Source organism: Streptomyces sp. NPDC051740, assembly GCF_044453165.1.
GTDB lineage: Bacteria > Actinomycetota > Actinomycetes > Streptomycetales > Streptomycetaceae > Streptomyces > Streptomyces atrovirens.
In genome coordinates this window covers 19258-42906 of record NZ_JBITCL010000024.1, presented here as the reverse complement: position 1 = coordinate 42906, position 23649 = coordinate 19258, and the positions used below count along the sequence as shown (strand labels likewise).

8 protein-coding genes are annotated in these 23649 nt (G+C 71.6%); 1 reads left to right on the top strand and 7 read right to left on the bottom strand.

Annotation, left to right across the window (positions count from 1 at the left end):
• Nucleotides 1-4: 4 nt before the first annotated feature.
• From ACIA6T_RS29965 to ACIA6T_RS29955, 3 genes are all read right to left on the bottom strand, one after another.
• The gene (locus tag ACIA6T_RS29965; protein ID WP_399449630.1) at nt 5-4168 is read right to left on the bottom strand and encodes an Eco57I restriction-modification methylase domain-containing protein; all 4164 of its coding nucleotides are present in this window, start codon (nt 4166-4168) and stop codon (nt 5-7) included.
• A complete protein-coding gene (locus ACIA6T_RS29960; protein WP_399449629.1) occupies nt 4165-7170 on the bottom strand; it encodes a helicase-related protein in 3006 nt (1001 codons plus the stop codon). The genes ACIA6T_RS29965 and ACIA6T_RS29960 overlap by 4 nt, the downstream gene beginning before the upstream one ends.
• A gap of 213 nt (nt 7171-7383) precedes the next feature.
• Entirely contained in the window at nt 7384-12663 is a 5280-nt protein-coding gene (locus ACIA6T_RS29955; protein ID WP_399449628.1) for a DEAD/DEAH box helicase, read from the bottom strand.
• A gap of 224 nt (nt 12664-12887) precedes the next feature.
• Here ACIA6T_RS29955 and ACIA6T_RS29950 point away from each other — a divergent pair, with 224 nt between their 5' ends.
• Nucleotides 12888-13868: a serine/threonine-protein kinase gene (locus tag ACIA6T_RS29950; protein ID WP_399449627.1), complete on the top strand. Its 981-nt coding sequence runs from the start codon at nt 12888-12890 to the stop codon at nt 13866-13868.
• Nucleotides 13869-13925: 57 nt separating this feature from the next.
• Here ACIA6T_RS29950 and ACIA6T_RS29945 read toward each other — a convergent pair whose 3' ends face one another.
• The 4 genes from ACIA6T_RS29945 to ACIA6T_RS29930 are packed head-to-tail and all read right to left on the bottom strand — an operon-like array spanning nt 13926 to nt 23545.
• On the bottom strand, nt 13926-17003 hold the full coding sequence (locus ACIA6T_RS29945; protein ID WP_399449625.1) for a pPIWI_RE module domain-containing protein: 3078 nt from the start codon (nt 17001-17003) through the stop codon (nt 13926-13928).
• Nucleotides 17004-17059: 56 nt separating this feature from the next.
• Nucleotides 17060-20743 (bottom strand): hypothetical protein, encoded by a 3684-nt coding sequence (locus tag ACIA6T_RS29940; protein ID WP_399449624.1) that lies wholly within the window; start codon nt 20741-20743, stop codon nt 17060-17062.
• Nucleotides 20736-21887: a hypothetical protein gene (locus tag ACIA6T_RS29935; protein WP_399449623.1), complete on the bottom strand. Its 1152-nt coding sequence runs from the start codon at nt 21885-21887 to the stop codon at nt 20736-20738. The genes ACIA6T_RS29940 and ACIA6T_RS29935 overlap by 8 nt, the downstream gene beginning before the upstream one ends.
• A complete protein-coding gene (locus ACIA6T_RS29930) occupies nt 21884-23545 on the bottom strand; it encodes a PD-(D/E)XK nuclease family protein (protein WP_399449622.1) in 1662 nt (553 codons plus the stop codon). The genes ACIA6T_RS29935 and ACIA6T_RS29930 overlap by 4 nt, the downstream gene beginning before the upstream one ends.
• Between the last annotated feature and the right edge of the window lie 104 nt (nt 23546-23649).

The following is a 23649-nucleotide window of genomic DNA, read 5'->3' as shown; positions in this document are numbered from 1 at the left end:
GCGCTCAGGCCTCGTGGCGCGGCCCCTCCCCCGGCGGTGGGTCCAGTACGGTCCGGTACTCGCCGCCGGTTGCTCGCGCCTCGGCCATGCGGTCGTAGACATCGAGGATGAGCTCCTTGGTGCGGTAGGCGCCGTCATGGGCGGCCTCATCCTCACGCTTGACCACCGGGAACGTCTCCATGACGTACTCGACATCGGCGCGGCTGAGCCCGTAAAGATGGAAGAAGGCAGCGTCCACTTCCGCCCACAGGAGGTCCCGACGCCTCTCATTCCACTTGAATGGCTCCCCCTTATCCCTTAGAGAGCGGGCCATCGGGGCCATGTCCTTCGCCGTGTAGATGAGTTCCTTGACGCGCTGATCGAACCAATCACCGAGCGTCCCAGTGCCATCGAAAGAGCGATCTTCGTAGGCTTCCGGGGGCAGGACAGCAAGCTGCTGGAACTGGAAGAAGTTCAGATTCGTGCCCGCCAGCTTCTGGCGCAGCACGTAGTCCAGCATGAATGACGTGGTGTTGGCGTACAACGCAGCAGCATGCCCCTCAGCCGTGGGCAGCATCAGGTTCGCTGAGTCCCCGAGGCCCACTGCAGGGAAAAGGAACGACAACACGGTCCGGCGGTCAGTCGACCGGCAGATCTTTCGGAAGCCCATGAGCCACGGCTGGTACCACTCCCTCTCCGCCAGCCTCGTAGCGACCCCCGGCCACATGATCCGGTTGCCCTTCTTGTCCCGCTTTCCGGAGTCCACGTCGTCCTCCGGCACCCAGTACCGGGGCAGCGGCGCGAAGTCGGGGTCGTCGTGCTGTTCCGGCGTCACACGCGGCAGCGTGCCCATGTTGGCCTGGGCCTGGGTCTGACCCTCGTACGTGCCCAGGCGGTGGTCGAAGTGGTGGAGCATCTTCGCCTCGTACAGCGGGAGGTACCGCCGCTTGTCCCCGGCCTCGGGGCGGACGAACACGTTGCCGGTGAGCCGCCAGCCCCCGCCCTCCAGCTCCTCCTTGCCCCGGAAGAGATGGGAGTCGTTGGACATGTCGAACATGCGCATGAACGTCAGGCCCCACGGGTTGGTGCCGCCCCAGCCGTTCTCGTCCGGCTCCTTCATCAGGACCGGAACACGGCGGTAGACGCCCAGGGTGATCTCGGCGTCCCGGCGGGTACGGAACACCGGGAGCGTGCCCGTGTTGGGGTTGACCAGCAGGATCTCCTCCGGCGGCATGGCGAAGCGCCGGCCGTCCAGGTCCTCCATGTAGCGGGTGCCGAAGGCGAAGGACGCCTCGTCGACCCGTGTGCCCACGCCGGTGGCGGTGAGCAGGGAGAAACGCACCCGGTGGTCCACGTCCCGGCTCAGGATGAACGACTCGTTCTCGAAGTCCAGGAACGACGCGAGCCGTGCCGTGCGCACCAGGTCGGAGAAGAACGGCGCCGTCGTGGCGTCGGTGGCGATGCCCGTCGGCAGGACCAGGCCCAGGCGCCCGGTCGGAGCGATGCCCAGGGAGCCCGCCTCGGCGAACACCGCGTACGTGTTGACGTCGCCCCGCCCGGCCAGCGGGAACCGGCCGGAGTCGCGCAGCAGATGGCTGACGCCCTCGGAGAGGCGGCGGGCGTCGATGAACTCGGTGTGCAGCGCCCGGTCCGTCTCCTCCTCGCTCTCGGCCAGCGCGTCGATCATGCGCTCGCGGGCCGCCTTGTTCGCGGCGTTCGCGATCTCCTCGTTCCGGGTCGCGAAGAACTCCTGCTCCTGGAGCTTGACCCGCTCCCACGGCGGATTCCCCAGCACGCAGCTGAACCCGCCCTGCCACCCGGTGCGTTCGTCCACGCCCGGCGCGTCCGGGTCCGCCGGGACCCGGAACACCTCGGGGAACTCCAGGTGCCAGTGGAAGAAGTGGTACTCCTCCCGCAGCCGCTCCAGTTCCTTCAGCGTGCCGTCCGGCAGGCGCGCGCCGCCGTCCTCCGAGTGGAGCGCGAGCAGCGACTTGGTGGTGAGGGCGGGCGGCGTGGCGGTCTTCGTCTTCTTCCAGACGAACGCCGCACACCACGCGTCCGCGAGCTCCAGAGCGCGGATGTAGTCGGGGGACGTGGTCAGCGCGTGGTACTCACGGGCCTGGCCCTGGACGTCCTCCAGTTCCTGCGAGTCCGCGCCGGTGATCAGGGAGATCTTCTCACCGAACTCGGCGTTGGAGCCCAGCACGAACGGCTCCTCGGCGAACAGCTCCTCCTGGCTCACCCCGCGCCGCAGCGCGGCCCGCCATGCCGCGCGCTCCGACGCGTTCCGCTTCTTCAGGTCGGTGACGTGCTTGCGGTCGTCACCCTCCAGCGGCTTGAACGCGTCATCCGGCAGGCCGCCGGCCAGCAGCTTCGGGGTCGTGCCGAGCAGGCCGTTGCCGTGCTTGATGTGGGCGTCGAGGAAGGTGAGGGGCCGGCCCGGCTCCATCGCCTCGATCCACAGGGAGACCTTGGCCAGTTCGACGGCCATGCGGTTGAGGTCGACGCCGTAGACGCAGCGGGAGACGACGTCGCGCAGGGCGTGCCGTACGTCCTCGGCGCTGGGCTCGGGGTCGTCCTTGCGGATCTCGGCGAGGCGGCGGGCGATGCGGCGGGCGGCGGCGACGAGGAAGTGGCCGGAGCCGCAGGCGGGGTCGCAGACCGTGAGGGCGAGCAGGGCGTCCTCGCGCTCCTTCGGTGTCGTACCGGAGCGGACCGCCTGGTCGATGACCGGGTCGAGCGTGGAGTCGAGGAGGCAGTCGATGAGCGGGGACGGGGTGTAGTACGAACCGGAGGTCTTGCGGTCGTTGCCGTCGAGCTTGGCGAGGACGTAGGTGTCGCCCTCGTCCAGGCGCGGTTCCAGCTCCAACAATGACTCGTAGACCGAACCGAGTTCGTCCGCGCCGAGGTGGCGGTAGTCGACCTTGCGGGGGCGGCCCAGCTTGGCGTCGTGGACGACCGAGAGGGCGCGCACGGCCTCGTACAGGGCCTGGTTGGACAGGCTGAGCCCGTCCAGGGTCTCGTCCGTCTTCGTCGGCTCGAAGAGGCCGCCGAGGGCGGGCAGGCCCAGTTCGGGACGGCCGCCGGGGGTGCCGAGGCCCTTGATGACCAGGGTCAGGGCGTGCCACTGGTCGCCGTGGAGGGTGCCGACGCGGCGGGCGAGGCGGCGCAGGCGGGCCGTGGAGAAGTACTTCTCGTAGGTGTCGCGGGCGGTCTCGGTCGCCTCGGGGTGCAGCAGCAGGTCCCGGTCCTCGGTGACGAAGAGGAAGAGCAGGCGGTAGGCGAGGCGGAGCAGGGCCGGGTGGAGGTGGTCGCGGACGTTCTTGTCGCGGCTGCGCAGGGCGTCGCGCAGGGCCGCGTTGTCGGGGTGGGTGATGAGGCCGTTGCCGATGGCGACGAGGGCCTTCTCCACTCCCTTGCGGAGTTCCTTCAGGGCGCGGGTGCCGCTGTCGATGGCCTCGGTGCGCCACTTCTCGAGCGGGCAGGTCGCGGCCGGCTCGCCCTTGGCACGGGGCTCGAAGCGGGTGCGGTGCAGCAGCCGCCACAGCAGCACGAAGTCGTCGGAGCGGTCGCCCGCGAACATCGCCTGGAGGTCGAACTCGATGAACGCGGCGCCGGTGAGGGACGCCGACTCGCGCAGCAGGCGCAGCTGGCGGCCGTTGGAGAGCACGCCCCACAGGGTGGAGTCCGCGGAGCGGTTGAGGTACTCCTGGACCATCGACTGCGGGATCTGCCTGGCCAGTTCCGGGGTGCGGTGGTCCAGGGGGACGTTCCAGCCGGTGAGGTGCACGGGGACATGCGCCCACTGGTGGCTGACGTCGAAGTCCTTCTCGCCGTCGCGGGAGCGCAGGCCGGGGGCGGGCACCGGGGTGAGGGCGCCGAAGCCGAGCTGTTCGAAGAGGGGCAGCAGCCAGCGTTCGGTGGTCAGGCCGACCGCGTGCACGCCGGGATCGGCGTCGGCGCCGTCGCGGACCAGCGCGTCCTGGTAGGAGGTCCACACGCCGCGCAGATAGCCCCAGGAGCGCTCGGCGGCGTCGCGTACGGAGTCGCCCTTGGCGTACAGGCGGTAGTCGGCGGGCTTGGAGCCGGTCTGCTCCTTGCCCTCCTTGATCCGTACCAGGAGGTCGTACGGGAGCAGGCCGCCGACGGTGGCGACGGTGTCGGTGACGAGGGTCCTGGCGAGGCTCATGCGTCCGCTCCCTGGGGGATCGTCGGGGCCGGGAGGTAGTGGTAGACGCCGAGGACGTCCGGGTCGCCCTGCGGGACGACCTTCAGGCCCGCCAGACGGGCCCGGGAGGCGGTGCGGACCCGGTGGTGCGAGGCCTCCAGCTTCTTGCCCAGGTCGGCGGAGTGAACGCGTAGTTCGGGCATGAGGACCGTGGGCAGGGCCTCCAGGATCTCGCTGATGCGCCCGGCGGCGAACGTCGGGTCGGTGTTCTGCGCGGCGCGGGCGTCCAGGAGCGCGAGCGCCTCGTCCTCCGGCAGCCACTGGGGCACGGTGGCGCTGCCGCGGAAGGCGACCACACGGGCGTCCTCGGCGAGCTGCTCGCGCACGGAGCCGTCGCGGGTCGGCAGGTGCAGCCGGAAGCGGTGGCGGACGAGCAGGAGCGTGGTGCGGCGGTCGACCGCCTTGGTGCGGACGACGCCGCAGCGGCGGGCGGGACGCTGCCACTGCGGGATCTTGTCGGCGTCGTCGAGCGCCGCGTCCAGGACGAAGCGGGCGGTGGCGGCGACCACCGGGTCGGTTCGGGTGAGGGCGGCCTCGCCGCGCGGGGCGCTCGGGGCGTCGTGGAAGACGACCGGGCGGGGGTGGCGGGGGCCGAGCGCGGCGGAGACGGCGTCGCGCAGGCCGAGCGGGAGGGCGTCGGTGTGGACGGTGAAACCGCCCTGCTTCGTCGGGGCGGGCATGCCGCGCAGCGCCGTCAGGGCGCGGCGGGTGAAGTCGCGCACCTCCTCGCCGGTGCCGAGCGCGGCACGGACCTCGGCGACCTCGGCGGCCACCTCGTCCTTCTTGATGCGGTGCTGGGCGTAGCGGGAACGGTTGCGCTTCTCGCGCTCGGCGGAGGACTGCCAGGCGATCTCCAGCTGCTCGGCGGCGGCCGCCTCCTCCTGCGGGAACAGGCCCTCCTGTTCGTAGGCCGTCTTCTCGCCGCGCAGGATCAGGCCCTCGAAGACGGCCTGCATCGCGCTCTCGGACTCCTGCGGCACGGGCACGGAGACGCCGGTGACGCGGCGGATCCGCTCGTGCTTGCGCAGCAGGACGTTCAGGACGATGCCGTCGACGGGGTTGTCGGCGCCGTACAGGGTGAGCGCCTTGACGACGTCGGTGCGCTGGCCGAAGCGGTCGACGCGGCCCTCGCGCTGCTCGTGCCGGGTGGGGTTCCAGGCGAGGTCGTAGTGGACGACGGCGTCGAAGGACTCCTGGAGGTTGACGCCCTCGGAGAGGCAGTCGGTGGCGACCAGGACGCGACGCTCGGCCGGCGGGTTGCCGTCCTCGTCGGCACCGGTCAGCTCGGCGATGCGGGTGACGCGCTGGTCGGGCGAGAGTTCGCCGGTGACGGAGGCGACGGCGACCGGGTGCTCGGCGCCCTTCTTGTTGAAGACCTTGGTGAGGTGCTTGGCCACGTAGTCGGCGGTCGCGATGTAGCGGCAGAAGATGATGGGACGGTAACCGTCGTCGAGGAGGTCGGTGACGGTGGCGATCAACTTCTTGAGCTTGGCGTCGCGGGTGGGGCCCTCGAGCTTCTTGGCCGCCGCGGACATGGCGATCAGGCGGGCCTTCTCCTCGTCGTCCTCCGCGGTGTCCTCGTGCTCGGGAGTGTCGTGCTCGGGAATCTTGTCGGGGCCGTCGGCCGTCTCCGCGGCGGCGGGCAGCCGGGTGCCGGGGACCGCGTCGGCGGACTCGGCGCCCTCGCTGTCGGCCGGGTCGGAGACGGTGCGCTCGCCGGTGCGGTCGGCCTCCTCCGGGGAGCCTGCCTCCTCGACGCCGGCCCGGGTGTTCAGGGACTGCACGGCGGCGGCCGGGGAGGAGGACAGAGTGCGCAGCAGGGCGAGGGTGGACCACCAGCGCTGACGCTGCTGGAGGGCGCCGTCGGCCGCGCGGACGGTCTCGCGGGCGTACGCCAGCACCTCGTCGAGGAGCTTCTTGTAGTCGCGGTGCAGGGTGTACGGGGACTCGGCGGTGTCCCGGGAGGAGGGGAAGTGCGCGCCGTCGCCGAAGTCGTCGCGGATGTCGGCGCGGCGGCGCTGCACGAAGTACTCCGCGAGGAGTCGGCGGCCCGCCTCCGTGTCGAAGCTCACCGTGGCGAGGCGGTCGTCGAGCAGGCCGAGCAGACGGCGGAAGGGTTCCTCCTTGCCGCTGTGCGGGGTGGCCGTGACCAGCAGGAGGTGGCGGTCCGCCCGGTCGGCGAGGGCGCGCAGCAGGGAGTACCGCTGCTGGGAGGTGCGCGCGGAGGCGCCGATCGCGGTGTCGGCGACGCAGGAGTGCGCCTCGTCGACGATCACCAGGTCGGGGCAGTTCTTCAGGAAGTCCTCGCGGTGACGGGGGGACTTGATGAAGTCGGTGGAGACGACGTAGGCGCCGTCGGAGCGGAACACCGACTGGCCGTACGGCGTCTCACGGAGCAGCCGGCCGATCGTGGACGGCAGCACGAGACGGGCGTCCACGCCGAACTTGCCGTACAGCTCGGCCCGCCACTGCTCGGCCAGGGCCGGCGAGCACAGCACGACCAGGCCGCGGGCGTCGCCCTGGGCCAGCAGCTCGGCGGCGATCAGCCCGGCCTCCACCGTCTTGCCGATGCCGACGTCGTCGGCGATCAGCAGCCGGACGGTGTCCTGGCGGAGCGCCATCAGCAGCGGCACCAGCTGGTACGGGCGGGGGTCCACGGAGACCGAGGCGAGCGAGCGGAAAGGGCCGGCGCCGGAGCGGAAACCGATGCGCAGGGCGGTGCGCAGCAGCCCTGCGGCCTGCTGGTCGCCCAGGTCGGAGGGGGTGGGCGGGGCGAAGGTGGCGGGGACCACCTGCTCCAGTGCGGGCAGGATGCCCGCGACGTCGTCGTCGGCGCCGCCGAGAGGGCGCAGGACGAGGAGCTCCGGCGTGGAGTCCGGCAGTACGACCCACTCACGGCCCCGGACGTGGACGAGGGAGCCGACCGCGTACTGCTGCTGGGTCGGCTGGACGGCGGTGGTCATGCGGGCCTCTCGGATCGGGGCGGACGGGCGCGGGGTGGCCGGCCGCGGGCCGGCGGACAGGAACAGGGCTCTCAGGGGGGGGCGGGCAGGAACAGGGTTGGCGGGCGGGCTGCGGTCGGGGCGGGCCGGGTGCGTCGGCGCGGAAGGCCCGGCCGCCCAGCACCGTACGCCGTGCATCCGGTGGGTCGGGCCTGTGGCCCGCCCCACCGCAGGTCAGCGGCGGGCCTCGCCGAACACCGAAGGGTACTCGGCGACGGCCTTGGCCCAGTCGTCGTCGTACCGGATGCGGATGACCTCCCAGCCGATCTCCTTCAGCCGCTCGGCGGCCTCCTCGTCCCGCAGGGCGGTCTCGGCGTGGTCGTGGTGCGGGCCGTCGACGAACACGGCGACCGGGCCGTAGCCGGTGTCGTAGACGAAGTCCGGCTTGGACAGGGCCTCGCTCACCTTCAGCTGCTGGCGCTGCGGCAGATGGTGGCCGTGGGCGCGGAGGTAGGCGATGAACCGCTCCTCCAGGGAGGAGTCGGCGCCCTCGATGAGCGCGTCGGCGTGCTCGTCACGGGTGCGGCCGACGTGGCCGCCGCCGACCTCACCGTCCTTGAGCTCCATCAGCAGGTCGCGGACCAGACGGCGGTCGATCGCCCGGTGGTGGCGCTGGTTGCCGAAGGAGAGCAGGCAGTGGTAACAGCCCTTCTCGCACGGGTCGCCGTTCTCCTTCTCCGCTCCCCGGTCGCGGCCGTGCTGGTCGAAGTGTGCGATCTCCAAGGCCCGCCGTGCGGCAGCGGCGAGCGCCTTGGGCTCGGCCTGCAGCCGGCGCAGGACGCCCGCGCCGCCCTCCGCGCTCTCGATGAACAGCAGCCGCTCGCGGGGACCGTCGTGCGGCGGCAGCTCCCAGGTGTCCAGCTCGGAGTCCTCCAGCTGGAACTCGGCCTCGATGCCCCGCTCCAGCGCGTACTGGAGGGTGATCGCGGTGTCCCGGTCGACGGGGGCCGCGAGCTGGAGCACGAGGATGTTGCGGGTGTCCTGCACGTAGGGGATGACGGGGACCTTGCGCAGCGCCTTGTCCGCGTCGGCCAGGCCCTCCTGTTCCTCCGGGGTCTCCCGGCCGGCCGTGCCGGTGCCCTTGGCGCCGGTGGAGCCGGCCAGCCACTCCCCCGTGACCGGGTCGATCCAGAAGCCGATCTCGCCCTTGGCGACCGAGCGGCGGTAGCCGAGGTTGGTGAGCCGGACCGTGGCGCTGTCGCCGTAGGCGAGGTGCGCGAGGAGCGTACCGGCCGCGGACTTGGCCTCGGCCCGCAGGGAGCCGTCCCGGCCGTCCTCGTGCTTCTTGAAACGGTAGGAGATCTCCACTGCGTAGCCGGTGCGCTGGCGCTCCTCCTCGTCTGAGGAGATCCGGTCGCGGCGCTGGGTGAAGACCGTGTGCAGCTGCAGCAGACCGGTGCGGGCGTCGCCGAGCGTGCCCTGGCAGCCGGGGCAGGTGTCCTCGCGCTGGTCCTCCGGCGACAGGTAGCCGCAGCTCTGGCACACCTTGGCGCTGTCGGTGGTCAGCTCGCCGGAGGTGTCCGGCGGCAGCTGGACCCGGTTCACCTTGAAGCGGCTGCCCTCGTGGTAGATCAGCGCGCCGGGGCCGAACTCGCGGATCGCGATGAACCGGGACCGCTGGAGGTAGTCGCCGTCGTAGCCGCGGCTGGTGCGGCCGGTGCCGGGGATGTACGCGGCCAGCGGCAGCCGGGGGAAGGAGTAGCCGGGCAGGAAGCCCTCGGAGGCGAAGTAGCGGTACGGGTAGAAGTCGGACAACACCGTGCGCTCGCCGCCCTGGCGGTTCTCCAGGAGCGCTATCTGGTTCTCCGCCTGGGCGCGGCGGCGTACGGCCTGCTGCTGGGAGCGGCCGGTCGCCGTACGGTTGCGGATGTTGTCGTGCTGGAGCTCCCGCTCCTCCAGCGCCTTCCGGTAGAGGGTGCGCCAGCGGCCGCAGGCCAGGTCGAAGGCGCCCGGAGCACTGCTGACGGTGTCCTCCAGCCACTGCTCGTGCCACCACGAGGTGTCCCGCAGGGTGTCGGCGCAGCCGGCGAGGACGGTCCGGGCACGGGCCAGGGCCCGTGCCTGCGCCCTCTTGTTGGCGATCTGCTCGCGCACCCCGGTCAGCAGGGCCAGGGAGGGGGCCTTGCCGTCCGCGTCGATGATCTTCGTCATGGAGCGGCCCAGTTCCAGACCGGTCTCGGCGAGCCAGATGGCGTGCACGTGCGAGGCGAGCAGGTCCTCGTTGGCCAGGTCCAGGCGCGGCGGGGCGACGGTACCGGCGACCATCTGGTCGGAGCGGGTGAAGTAGTACTGGTCGTGGCTGTTGCCGGTGGCGCAGTACGTGGTGACCAGCGCGGGCTGACCCGAGCGGCCGGCACGGCCCGAACGCTGGGCGTAGTTGGCGGGGGTCGGCGGCACGTTGCGCAGGTTGACCGAGTTGAGGCTGGCGATGTCGACGCCCAGTTCCATCGTCGGCGAGCAGTACAGCAGGGGTAGCGGAACGCCCTTGCTGAACAGCTGCTCCCGTTCCTCGCGGATGTCGGGGTGGACCTGGGCGGTGTGCTCGGCCGCGTGCAGGCCGGCGAAGGTGCCGGCGACCTCCTTGTAGAGCCCCTTGAAGAAGGCGTTGACGCGGGGTCCTCGCCCGGTGCGGTAGGTGCGGCGCAGCCGGTCCACGGTGCCGTGGTCGTCGTCGCGGGCGTGCCAGCGGATCACGGTGTGGTTGATCCGGTAACCGGGGTCCTCGTTCCGGCCCTGGGTGACGCGGGTGAGGACACCGCCGTCGGCGAGGACGTCGAGCAGGTCGGTGATGACGTCCTGGGCGTCGGCGAGGGAGAGGTCGTGCCGCCAGTCGGGGAAAGTTCCCGGCTTGCGCACGAAGCGGCCGAAGGCGCCCCGGCCGGTGAGGTTCTTCTCGCTGCGGCTGCGGCCCGGCCGCCCCGCCCGCGGCAGGGCGACGGTCGGCGCGGGGGGAGCGGCCTCGGTGTCGGCGATCCCCCAGGCGTCGTTGAGCTTCGCCGACTCCTTGCGCAGCTCGTTGAACTTGGCCTCGGTGAAGTACGGCGTGTCGACGGCCCGCTGGCGGCGCAGTTCGTCCATGAGGACCCGGGCGAGGTCGAGGCGGGTGGCGGGGGCGGCGGTACGCAGCGGGCCCGCGGCCCGCTGCCAGCGCTCCTCGTCCTCGGCGATCTCGTCGAGGCCGGCGTACTCCAGGCCGAGCAGACCGGTCTGCTCCAGGTTGGGCATGGTGACCCGCCAGCCGCGCTCCAGGTCCAGGAAGAGCCGGTACTCGGCGATCTGGGCCAACGCGTCCTTGGTCTCCTCGGCGAGCGCCGTCACCTCGGTGGGGTTGTTGGCGTACTCGTGCGGGGCCAGTCCCATGGCCTCCACGACTTCCTCGCCGAGCCGCTTCCAGCGCAGCCCCTTCTTCCCCGCCTCCAGCATCGCGCGGTACAGCGCACCGCGCAGCTGGGTGACCATCACGAAGTCGTTGAAGTGCCCGGACTGCAGGCTGGCGTCCTGCCGGTTGTCGACGAAGGTGAGCAACTTGCGTGCGTCCTTGCCGAGTTCCTTCTCGGGAAGACCCTTGAGGTGGCGCACGATGGAGGCGCTGACGACGGACGTGGCCGTGGAGCGGCCCTCCTGGTCGAGCGTCATCAGCTTGGCGAAGTCGCGCTCCCGCACCTCCTCATAGCTGACCCCGCACTCCAGGCAGAACAGGAACGGGGCGGGCAGATAGGCAGCGTACAGGCCGTCCTTGTGGTCCTTGTCCACGGTTTCGCCGTCGGGTCGCACCCACACCGGCTGGGGCGCGCGCTTCCTGCGACTCGCGGTGAGGACGGTCGTCGCCTTCTTCGGGTCGAGGGTGAGCCAGCTGTCGGGGAACCGACGCTGCTCGACGGCGTCGCCCAGATGCTCGGGCCAAGGATTGGTGGCGGAGACGTAGAGGTACCCCTGGTCGTCGTCCTCGTCCTCACGGGTGCGGAAGGCCACCGTGCCGTCGTCGCGCTGGTCCCGGGCCACGGTCAGGTACTCCTGGCCGCATTCGCGGCAGAAGGAGAGCGGGAGAAGCAGCTTCTCCGGCTGCCCGGGCACCCGCTGCTGGTAGGTGCGGGTGATGTAGCGGCTCTCGGCCGGCTCCAGGGAGACGTACGCCGAGCCGCCCTTGGACAGGAACTGGTGCAGCCGGAAGGCGAACAGGGGCCGGTCGGTCTGCAGGTCACGGGCCTGCGAACCGGCCTGCAGGGTGGCGCGGATGGCGTTCATGCAGGCGGTGTACGGCTCGTCGTCGGGCGCCTCCTCCGGGATGTCGAAGGCCTTCTCGCGCAGGGCGCGCGCGGCGAGTTCCACGGTGACGGGAGCGGCGCGGACCAGCAGTTCCGTACCGTCCTCGTCGGTGACCTTGGTGAGCCCGAACGTGGTCTCGATCCAGCGGGCCAACGGGTCGGCGGCGAGCGCCTTGTACTCCTGCGGCGGGTTGTTCTCCCGTACCCGGGCGGCGAGTTCGGCGGAGGTGGGCACGGCGTCCCCGGTCGCCCGGACCAGAGTCTCGCCCACCACCCGCTCCGGGAGGATCTCCGTGTCGAACAGCGTGGAGGCGACATCGGCGACGGCACGGCGCCGGGCGGCCGGGGTGCCGTCGGTGGCCATGGTGGCGGAGGTGCCGACGCACTGGAGGTCGGGCGACTCGCACGCCTCACGCACGCGCCGCACCAGCACGGCGACGTCGGCGCCCTGCCGGCCGCGGTAGGTGTGCAACTCGTCCAGGACGAGGAAACGCAGGCCCTTGGCCCGACCGATGAGGTGCTTGCGCTCCTCGGGCCGGGTGAGCATCAGCTCCAGCATCACGTAGTTGGTGAGCAGGATGTCCGGCGGGCTGTCGAGCACCGCCTCCTTCTCGGACTTCTTCTCCTGGCCGGTGTAACGGGCGTAGGTGACCGGTGGCTCCTCACCTTCGCCGTAGCCGGCGGTGAGGAACTTCTTCAGCTCGCCCATCTGACTGTTGGCCAGGGCGTTCATCGGGTAGACGATGATCGCCTTGATGCCGGAGGGCGCTCCGGCGGCCTTCTCCCGCAGCACCCGGTCGACGATGGGCACGATGTAGCCGAGGCTCTTGCCGGAGCCGGTGCCGGTGGTCAGGACGTAGGACTGCCGGGAGGCGGCGGCCTCGATGGCGTCGTACTGGTGGCGGTGGAAGGTGATGGGGCGCACGGTCGCGTCCGGCCTGTCCTTGCCGACCCGGAAGATGCGCTTGCACTCGGGATGCAGAAGGCCCAGGTCGTCGGCGAGGTGGTCGACGGTGCCGCCGCGCTCGAAGCTCGGGTTCAGTGAGAGCCAGGGATCGGGCCACTGGTCTCCGTCGGCAAGGGATTTGGAGACTTTCTCGCCGATGCGCGGATCGTCGATCACCACCGATCCGGACGTGTACTCCTTGTAGTCCTGGATGAGTCGGCGGTGCACTCCGAAGACGTCCACGTGATCCTCACTTGTTCCCGACGCGATCCACACGTCACCGTAGCGGGTGGAGACACCAGTGGTACCGCCCCTCCCTCGACCATTAGAACAGCGTCACGTGAACACAGTCAACGCACGCAACCTTCCCGATTAATGCGCCATGCGCGCCATCGTGCCAAACTCTCCTCCGACGACCGCCCGGGGCGCGGCGCCACGGGCACGGAGGGGACGGGGCCACAGCGCGGATGAACACGGGATCGCTGATCGCCGGTAGATACCGGATCAAGAACCTCATCGGCCGGGGTGGCATGGGCGTCGTCTGGCTCGCGCACGACGAGAACCTCGGCCGCGACGTGGCACTGAAGACCATGAGCGCCGCCCTCGGTCTCACCGAGGAACAACGCGCCCGCGACGCCGAACGGTTCCGCCGTGAGGCGCAGGCCGTCGCCCGGCTCGACCACCCCGGGCTGGCGACCGTCTACGACCTCGGCCAGGAGAACGGTACGCGTTTCCTCGTGATGCAGTACGTGATCGGGCTCTCGCTCGGCGACCGGATCGTCGAGGAGGGCCCACTCCCCGTCGAGGAGACCGCGTCGATCGGCGTGCAGATCGCCTCCGTCCTGGGCACCGTGCACGCCCGGGACGTCGTGCACCGGGACCTCAAGGGCAGCAACGTCGTCATCCGCACGGACGGGGTGGTGAAGGTCCTGGACTTCGGTGTCGCCGCCTTCCTCGGCCCCGGGACGACGTCACTCACCACGACCGGCGAGCGCCCCGGAAGCCTGGAATGCATGGCGCCGGAACAGATCCGGGGCAAGCCGGTCGACGCGCGCACGGACCTGTACGCGCTCGGCTGTCTGCTCTACTCGATGCTGACGGGCGAGCCCGTCTTCGCCCACGACTCCGAACTCATGCTGCCCGGCATGATCCTGGAGAAGCCGCCCGCGCCACCTCGGGAACTGCGCCGCGGAATCCCCACCGCGCTGGAGGAACTCGTGCTCCAACTGCTGGCCAAGGAACCCGACGAGCGCCCCGTGCACGCGGGTGAGGTGTGGCGACGTCTCTCCGCGTGGTTGCCCGCACGCCGTGCGCCCGAGGAGGCGCTGGTGCCGTGGGCGGAGGTGGACCCACTGCGGCCCTTCACCCACCCGATGGGTCCCGACGCACGACCGGTGCGGGCCTGGGCCCGGGAGGCCGGCCGGCGAGGGCGCGGTCCGGGCCGCTGACCGCACGCGGCGACCACCCGGACCGCGCACACCCGCCGGCCATGCCCCCCTTCGGCGTCAGAAGCCGAACAACGCCAACTGCTCCTGCTCGTCAGAGGGGTCGGACTGCTCCGGTTCGAGGGCGAGACCCGCTGCCGCCGTCGTGGCCGGGTCGGGATCCGCCGCGGCGTCCGTCGCGCTCTCCTCCTCCGGCGGGGCCACCGGAACCTGTGCGCCTTCCGGCGGGGCTTCCACGCCGTCCACCACATCCTCTTCACCCTCAGGCCGCGTCGGCAGCACGTACTGCTGCCCCAGGCCCGCCAGGTGCAGCGGCAGCGGCAGGGCGAGCGCCTGAGGGTAGTCGGGGGGCTGACGCAGCAGATGGGCGGCGAGGGCGAGGGCCTGCGGGTCGTCCCCGTCGTCGGTGTGGCAGCCGAGGACCGCCAGTTCGACGAGGGCGGGCATCCAGCCCACCACCCCCGTATCGATGGTCGGCTCCCCCTTGCGCTTGCCCATCCTGAGCGGACGTGGCGCCAGTTTGTCCGCCTCCACCGCCGAGGAACTGAACTGCACGGGCTTGGGAGTCGTGCTGTAGAAGACCCGGCCCGTTCCCTCGCCTTCCGGGATCCACAGGTGCGGTGCGATGCCATTGGGTCCGTCCTTGGGGTTCACCCCCCACCACTGGGCGGTCTCGCGGCCCTTCCCCGTGCGCACCCGCACCAGTCGCAGGTCCGGAGCGAGCCGCCGCGGTTCGGCGTGCCCGTCGCGGATGCGGTCCCGCTCCGTACGGCCGTCCTGGAGCCAGGTCCAGTGCGACCGGGCGTTCTGCGCGTCGACCAGGAGCATCGTGGGCCGGCGGCGCAGCGACGCGCGTACCTTCTGCAGCCACTCCTCCGCGGTCCGCCGCTGCTCCTCACGGTCGGCGCGCCAGCTGCGGCGGCGTCCGGCGGGCACCGTCTCGCCCTCCGCCCGCGGCGCGGGGGGCCGCACCTCGGCGAGACGGGTCAGTGCGAGCAGCATGACCGGATACGGGACCCATGCCCCTGCGCCGTCGTCGGCGCCCGGGTCCCAGCCCTGGACCCGGGCCAGACCGCTCCCGGGGGCCTGCGGGGTGACCAGGACGGCGACCGGGACATCGGCGGCCCAGCGGTTGCGCGCGGTGTGGTTCTTGCGGACCATCCAGACCGCGGCGTACCGCATTCCCTGCGGAACGCCCTGCTCGATGCCGTGCTCGGGGTGGACCCGGGCGCCCAGCTGCCGCAGTCCGTCGTCCCAGGCCATCAGGGCCCGGTGGCCCATGTTCCCCAGGGAGTTGTACCCCTTGGTCTTCTTGGGGAGTGCCACGAACTGTGTGACGAAGCCGGCGGCGGCGCAGCCGAGCCGCAGGGCGAACTTGGGGTCGTGGTCCCGGGACGCGAAATCGGCGGGGCGGTCGATCTCCACCAGGGCCAGGGCGGGCGCGTCCCCGGTCCTGTCGCCGGCCAGCCACGTCGCCGTCTCGTCCCGCCGCTCCCCCACGGCCGCGGTGACCGCCTCCCGGGTGCGCCGTACGCCCTCCGGGAGGCCGAGGCCCGCGGTCAGGGCGCGGCCGGTGCCGTCGTCCTGGCGCACGACGGGCCGCAGGCACCGCACGCGGACGGTGAGTTCCGGCGCCTGCCACTCGTGCACCACCGGACGGCCCGGGTCGGCTGCGTCGTACTCCTGCTCGGTGAAGGAACCACCGTCGCCCTTGAGGCCGAGCCGCGTGCTGAGCGCCCCGAGGGCCGCGTCCCGCATCTCGGCCGACTGCCACAGCAGCCGCGCTTCCAGTACCGGCCGGCCGTCCTCGGTCCGTGGGGCGCCGAGTTCCCCGACGGCGAAGGCCACCGCCGCCCGACGCTCGGCGCAGCGACGGGCCTCCTCCTCTTCCCGTGCCGCCTTGGGGACACTGGAGGGCGGGGCGTTGAGCGGCTTGGCCGCGGCGAGCGCGGTGTGCGTGAGGTCCGGCGCCGTGCGCAGTTCGGCGGGAAGGGCCGCCTGCGCCCAGGCCGTCAGCTCCGAACACTGGTTCGGCATCAGGCCGGCCTTGACCTCGTGGCCGCCCATCGCAGTGCGGTACACGATCCCGGCCCGCGCGTCGCGCCGCAGCCACTCCTCCGGGTCCGTCAGGATCGCGTCGGCATCGGGGAACGGTTCACCGAGGGAGACGTCCTGGAGCAGCCGGGCCGGGCCGCCGTAGGCCCAGCCGTCGGCGAACTCGCTCCGTTCCTTGTCCCAGCGCCGCTCCAGCTGGGCGACGGCGTACCGCTCGCTGAGCGGCACTCCGGGCAGCACCGGCACCCGGGGGCGCAGCAGCACCGTGGTCCGGCTTCCGTACGGCAGCCGGACCCGGCCCGTCGCGGGCGACGTGCGCGTCGCCCAGCGGCGGATGGACCAGTGGAGGTGGAAACGGGGCAGGGGGTCGAACGGCACGGTGTGCAGGGTGATGTTGAGGACGACGGAGAACCACCAGGCGCCCTTGCCCGGCGACGGCTCGTACGGCAGGGGCTGCGAGACCAGCTCCGCGCCCTGGTCCCTGGGGCCGCGCGGCATGGCGCGGAAGTGCAGCTGCCCGCCCTCGTACGGGTACGGCCCCAGGGCCAGGACGCGGCGGGCCAGCCAGTCCGTGGTGAGGGTGAACTGGTGGGAGGCCGGCGCGGCGGTACCGCCCCGGGTGCTGCCGCAGGCCAGCAGTTCACGTTCGACGGGTTCCCACTCGGGTGGGTGCTCGGCGAGTTGGGCGCGGACGTCCTTGAGCAGGGCCCGGTGCTCCGGTTCGGGCCGCAGCTCGCGCAGCCAGCGGCCCAGCAGCGGGGTGAGGACGTGTGGGGGCAGCGGGTCGGGGGCGTCCTCGGCGACGTACAGCCAGCGCTCCGGTTCCTCCCCCCGCTCGTGGAAGGGCGGTCGGGGCAGCACGAGGACGTCCGGGGCGAAGGCCTGCAGGACCTGTTCCAGGCGGCGGGTGGGTACGGTCCGGTACGGCTCCGCCTGGGGGTCGCGGCCGGCGTTGCACAGGGCGAGGACCGCGTCCCGCCACTGTTCGGGGAAAGGCAGGGCGCGGTAGCGCGCGGTGAGGGTGGTCCGGGGGTCGGCCGGGAGCCAGGCGGCGGTGCGGACGGTGCGGTAGTTCACGGGCATAGTGGAACCTCCTTCGGAGGGATGCGGCGGTGACGTGCGGGCCGGTGCCGGCCGCCTCAGCGGACGGGCCGGTGATGGCCGAGAGTCAGCAGGGCGTCGTGGAAGGGCTGGTAGAGCAGCCGGGCCAGTGCCGGGTCGGCCGGGTCGGGAAAGGCGTCCGGATCGGCGTCGGGGGCGAAGTACGGTGACAGAACCGACTGCAGGGCCCGCAGCAGACCATCGGCGGCCGGGACGGCGGCGCCCGAGGCCGTGGGAGCGAGGGACCGCGCCAGCCGGGGGGCGAAGGCCGCGTCGACGAACACGACCCTGGCGGGTACTCCACCCCGTACCAGGCGGCCGATGACCTGCCACATGGTGACCAGTTGGTCCCATGCGAACGCGCGCTTCTCCCAGGGGGACAGCCGTGAGTAGATGTAACGCCGTGATAGCAGCCGGCGCCACTCCTGGCGGCCCGCGAACCTCAGATCACGGCCCGCCTGGTCCAGCGTGGTGGCCTGGGCCACCAGCTCGGTGAAGGTGGCGGGCCCCGGGAGGTCGTCGGCGCGCGGCCGGTCGCGGACGAAGCGGCTGATCCAGTCGTTGACGGCGAAGACCGACAGGGACAGCTCGTCGGGCCGGGGATGCGGGCGGGCGAGGAAGAGCGCGGTGCCGAAGGCGGCGTTGCGCCGGCCGTTGAGGATGTTGTGGCCGCGTTCGACCGCCAGCAGCGGGGCGACCAGGACTTCCGCGGCCGGGTCCTCGGCGAACAGCGCGAGATCGCCGCGGCGCAGGGTGGCCGAGGTGGTCCCGCCCTCCGCGGCGCCTGTGCCGTGCAGGGCATGGTCGAGGTCGGCGTCGTCCGGTACGAGCACCCGGACCCGGCCCTGCCACCGTTCCTCGGCGTTCAAGGTGTCGGCGACGGCGTAGGCCTCCCGGTAGCTGCCCACCAGCAGCAGGGCCCGCTTGCGGTGGTCGTCGGCGACCTTGGCCAGTTCCAGGTCGAGAGGACTGTCGCAGCCGCCGGGACCGGGCCGGCCCAGCTTCGCGGCGATCGCGCGCGCCTGAGTGGTCCGGGCCTTCGGGGCCGTCCCGGACAGGCTCATCGGCCTGCCCTCCTCGTCGTAGAGGAAGTGGGTGTCGAAACGGGTGCGTGCCACCGCTTCGAGCGACCGGGCGGACGGTTTCAGGACCGCTCCCACCGGAGCGAGCACATGGGCCCGGGTGGACTCGCCGGCCCAGCTGGTTCCCGACATCAGCACCACATGGGGTCCCGGGCGGCCGGCCGCGCGGTCCGCGCCCAGCTCCGGGAGGGAGAGGAGGAGTTCACGTCCGACGCCGGCACAACGGAAGAAGCGCAGAGTTCCGCTGGTGCGGCCGATCTCGTCACGCTCCCGGTCATCGGGGAGGTACTGGAAACCGAGGACGTTACCCATGGGCGCCTCCGGAATCAGCGGCGCGTAGTCCAGGGGAGCGCGGCGGGCCAGTTCCTTGCCCTGGGTGCCGAGGCGCAGCGCGGCCTCCACGTGCGGCCACAGGTGGGTGAGGCGGTCCAGACGCTGGTGCAGGGCGGACAGGAGCAGGGTGAACTCCAGGCGGCGGCAGGTCAGGTCCAGCCACTTCTCGTACGCCTTCCCGACCGACGCCCGGCCGTCGTCCGCGACCGGGGTTTCCCGCAGCATCTCGTCGAGAAGCCCGCGGACCCGGTCCCGGGTGCGGGGGGCGGAGAGGCCGTGCAGGAGGTCCTGGGCGGTTTCGACCATGGTGTCGGTGAGCGTGCCACGCCGCCCGCGACCGCCGAGCGGGTCGTCGCGGAAGGCGTCGAGCAGCGCGGCCAGTTCGTCCCGGCGCGGGTCGCGGGGTGCGGTGGGCGCCGCGTCGGGTCCCTCGCCGTCGGTGTCGTCCTCGTATCCCTCGTACAGCTCCTGTTCGTCGGCCACCGCTTCGAGTTCGTCCGCAGCGCGGAAGGCGTCGGGGCCTGGCACTTCGTCGAACCAGTCGGCGAGGAGTTTCTCCTGGAGCGCCCACGGGCTGAAGTACTCGGTGTCGACCCAGTCCCTCAACGGCTCGTCGGAGATCAGCAGTCGGTACAACCGGTCGGCGGCGACCGTGACGACTGCCAGGGCCGCATTCCACTGTTCGACCTGGCGGTCCGTCAGGGGAAGCCGTCCCTGGCGGGAGAGTTCCTCGATCTTGTGCGTGTGCAGCCGGTCGAGCCAGGACTCGAGACCGGGTTGGACAAGGGTGGCCGATGGGGCGAACAGCTCGTCGAATTTCATCTGCACGGAATCGGCCTCGTCGACGAAAATGATGTCGCTGCGGATGCAGGCCAGCTCCAGCTGCCGCAGCCGCTCGTCGTTGAGGTGCGAGGGCACCGCGCTCTGTACCAGGCTGGCCGGGTTCGCCACCCAGATCAGCGCGTCGACCTGCGCCCGGACCGACCGGTGGCGCGGGCACTCCGCCCAGATGGGACAGCCGTGGGGGGATCCCTTCGGTTCCTGGTCGGTGGGTGTGTTCTCGACGGTGCGGGGCGTGCCCGGTTCCCAGACGGCGGGGAGGGGATCAGGGCTCTGGGCCGCCTGCCCGACGCCTCGCTCCGGGGCGTTCCGCTCCGGATACAGGGTCGTGCACGGGGCGTCGGCATAGCGCAAAGGTCTGGCCGCCTCGGTTCCCCTGAGCGCGTCCACGACACACGCCGTACTCAGCTCGTCGAAACCCTGCGCGTCGTGGTCAAGGAGGTTGTCCAGGCCACGGGAAGCGAGCCGGCGGTGGAGCCGCTGCACATGTGTCTCGCGTGTGCTGGCCCCGAGCAGCGGAACGGCGGACAGACCGAGAGCGGTGAACAGCTCGCACAGGCGGAGCTGTTCGGCGGCGTCACCCACGACGATGGTGGTGCGCAGCGGGGTCTCACGGCGGGCGGCCCACACCGCGACCAGTGTCATCAGCGTGCTCTTGCCGGCGCCCACCATGCCCGCCAGATGCAGCAGGCCGTCCAGCCGCAGCGCGTCGCCGTCGGTGAAGCCACGCCCGTCCGCGTCCCGTGGCGCGATGCGTACCTCCGCCATGCGCGCCCCCCAGTTCCCCGGCCGTTCGATCCCCGCCTCTCTCTCGGCACTGTCCATCCACCGGGCGGTATCGACGAGTTCGTGCCGCATGACGGTGAGCGGCGCGGAACCCCCGGCACGCCCCACGGACAGGTCGTGTCCGGAAGGGCTCTTAAGGACGAGGAGCTCGGGAATCGTGACCGACGTCGTCCGACGCAGTTCCCGGAAACTGCTGCGGCCCGCCGGTGCCAGGGGAAGGGGCCTACGGACAAAGTCTGGGATCCCGGCCAGGGCCTGGTCGTACACGGCGATACGACCGGCCGCGACGGTCGGCAGCAGCGCTCGGGGCGCGCTCCGCTCACGAGGGTGCGGCAGCTCATAGGCACGCAGCCGTTCGGGGACCAAACGGTACGCGTTGAGGGCCTGGTGCCAGGCGCGTCCTCGCCGGAGCGTCCACAGCATGTGGCGGGCGGCGGTGAGCATCGTGTCGTGCTCGTGGGTGTGCGCCAGGCCGGCGGCACGGGCGAAGGGGTAGCCGCCCAGGAGTGTGTAGGCGCCCTCGGCCGGCTCCTGCGGCGCAAGACGCTGCAGCAGGCGCAGTGCCAGTTCGACCTGGCACACATGGACGGGCTTCACTCCGTCGAGCCCGGCGGGCAGCCCGTTCCACACTTGGGCCAGCTCGCGGCTCACCTGCCGGTGCCAGCTCTCACGGTCACGCACGGCGGTCTCCCTTGCAGGTGCGCAGCCGTCGCTTCGCACGGGTCACGAGGTCGGCATCGGTCAGCAGTGGCAGGTCACCGGCGCTCGCGGGCCGGGCCCGTTCGAAGGCCGCGACATAGTGAGGACGGGCCGCCGCCCGGTGCACCGGCACCGCCCAGAACGCCTCGTCGTACGGCGGATCCTGGGGGACGGGGCGGGCCGAGCGGCCGAGGAACGTCGGGTGTGCCCAGTCCTTGACGTCGACGGCCCAGCGCCAGCCGTCGGGGAACACCACCTGGAGGTCGTAGGCGTCGTAGCCGGGCCACATCCGCACCTGGAGTCCCAAGGCCAGCAGCTCGCGTTCCAGATCGACCTCGGCCCGCCCCGGGCCGGTAACGAACTGCCTTAGGGGACGCTCCAGTTGGCTGACCGTGAAAGTCCCGTCGTAAGTGATCCGGCGGCCCGGTGGTGGTGGTCCCTGGCGACGGCAGCGGTCCCGCTCGCACCACCATTCACCCACTCCGACCGGAGTCAGCAGGGTGAGGCACCGCCCGCAGGCCGTGTAGGCGCCGTCCCGCAGGTAGGACTCCGGCACGGGTTTGTAGACACGCCGGATGAGTTCGTGCACGGGTTCCAGTACCACGTCGCCGGTCACCTCGTACATCTCGGCGGCCGTGAGGACCGGTCGGTGCACGAGCAGCCCGCGGAAAGCGGTGTACGCGTCCTCCTCACCGTACTCACGGCACAGACGGAGGGCGGCGAGGACGACTTCGCGGTCGCGGAAGACCGCGGCCGAGTCGGGGCTCCGGCCAGCCCACTCATGACACAGTTCGGTGGGTCTGCCCGAGATCTCGTCGAGCAGTCGGTCCCCGGGTTCCACCAGGTCGGCGGGCAGGCTCAGAGGCCAGTCCTCGAGCGGCACCGTCCGGCAGCGGTCGACGAGTTCCGTCAGCCCGGCGGGCGGGCGGGCGCCGCGCAGCAGGCAGGCCAGCACCGTACGGTCCAGAGCTCGCTGCGCCTCGGCGTGGTAGGGGAGGGTGAAGGAGTCCAGGCCGGTCTGCGCCTCCAGGGCGAGAAGTGCCGTGGCGAGCGTCCGCAGCAGCGGTACGCCGTCGTGCGCCGTCCAGTTCGCGGCCGGTACGGCACCGTGGTCGTCGATGGTCACCGGGTCTCCCCCGTGGTGTCGGCGGCTCGCCGGGAGCGTCCCACGGAACACCAGCGCGCCGCCTCGCAGTCGGAGCAGTCGAAGTCCGGGGCGGGTTCGGCCGCGTAGGCCTCGTCGGCAGCCCAGTCGCTGGCGAGTTCGGCGATGACCTGCCGGGACCGGTCGAGGGTGAGGCCATCGCAGGGGTCGAGTTCCTCGAGGCGTGCTCCGTCCGGGCGCAGCACTTCCAGCTCGACACGGGAACGACGGGGATCGCCGCCCAGCACGCCGGATGCCAGCAGAAGCACCGCCAGCGCCAGTTGCGGGAACGTCTCCACGAGGCTCCGCCGCTCCCCGAAGCGGTGTGCGGCGGTCTTCGTCTCGCGGATCACCACACCGCCGTCATCCGTGTAGACCACATCGCAGGCGGCGATGACGACGACGTCCGCCTGTTCGTCGTACACGGCGACGCGGCGCTGCGGCTCGACCCGCTCCGTGGCGGGCAGACCGTCGAGCGGACACAGACCCCGGTGCGCACGGATCATGGCGCGGGCCGCGGGCAGTTCGGTCTCGTCGAGACCCGGCAAGGCGTCAGGTAACGGGATGTCCCGGCAGGGCACCGACGGCCGTGCTCCATGACATGCGTTGAGCCAGGCGTCGACCGCACGGCCACGCCGGATCGCCTCGTTCTCCGTCCGGCCGTCACGCAGCTTGAGCACCCTGGTCAGGTGGTACCTGGCCGGGCAGTCCCGGTATGCCCGCAGGTCGGAGACGGAGACACTGCGCCGCTTGCGGGGCCGGGCCGACCCCGGCGCACCAAGCAGGCCGGGTGCACGAGGAGTGTCCCGGCAGCCGGCGAGCGCCTCGCATCGGACACAGTCCGAGCCGGGACGCCGGCCTCGGCCGTCGGCCACCTTGGCCATCGGGCCACGCACGTGCAGGTCGAACAGCCACTGCACCTCCTCGACATCCCAGTCGCCGAGCACGGCGGTGGAGCCGTCACGGAGTCCGACGCCCAGAACGCGGACCCTGCTCGGTTGTGGCTGCGGGGACGCGAGAGGTTCGGAGCGCTCCATGTAGGGCGTTCGCGCCGGGACCCCCGTGGCGAGCACGTGCGCGGCGGCGACCACCTCCAGAAGCGGGCGGTCCGTCTTCACCTGCCCGAGGGACGGAATCCAGAGTTCCCGGACCGTTCCGTCCCCGGACGTGTACTGGCGCCCCCAGGCGGTGCGTTCGTACTGGTCGGCGCCCCGCACGTCGAGGACGTTCAATTTCTTTCCGCCCACCCAGCGCGGTTGCACGGGAGAAGTGGCCGGATGTCCGGAGGCCACGCGCGCCGACTGCTCCCGGTCACGCGCGGCAAGAAAGGTCCGGGCCGCTTCCCATGCCCATTCCGCGTGTGCGCTTGAGCAGTTGCGGACATGCCAGCGGTTCGCGGCGGCTTCGGTGATGGTCCTGCCCTCGTGCTCCACGGCGTCCAGCAGACGGTCCATCGGCTGGAACACGAAGTCCTCGACCGGCTTGCGACGGGAACGCCCGGGTTGCTGGACGAGCAGGGGGCGGGCCCGCAGCGCACGCCCTTCGGGACAAACGTCCGCTTCTTCGCGCAGCAGCGGCGGACCGATCCGGATCAGGGCACCGTCGCCGTCCACTCCCGGCGGATTCCCCAGAACAGTCACGAGAGCGCCTCCTTGCGCCTCGACGAGCAGAACGTGTGTCAGAGTGACCTACGCTGTGAACTAAGTCAAATGACTTGATGCGAACTGACGTGTCACCACTATCG

Coding starts and splice junctions, on each gene's coding strand:
- ACIA6T_RS29950 (WP_399449627.1), top strand. CDS start 12,888: ATGAACACGGGATCGCTGATCGCCGGTAGATACCGGATCAAGAACCTC.
- ACIA6T_RS29965 (WP_399449630.1), bottom strand. CDS start 4,168: ATGAGCCTCGCCAGGACCCTCGTCACCGACACCGTCGCCACCGTCGGC.
- ACIA6T_RS29945 (WP_399449625.1), bottom strand. CDS start 17,003: ATGCCCGTGAACTACCGCACCGTCCGCACCGCCGCCTGGCTCCCGGCC.
- ACIA6T_RS29960 (WP_399449629.1), bottom strand. CDS start 7,170: ATGACCACCGCCGTCCAGCCGACCCAGCAGCAGTACGCGGTCGGCTCC.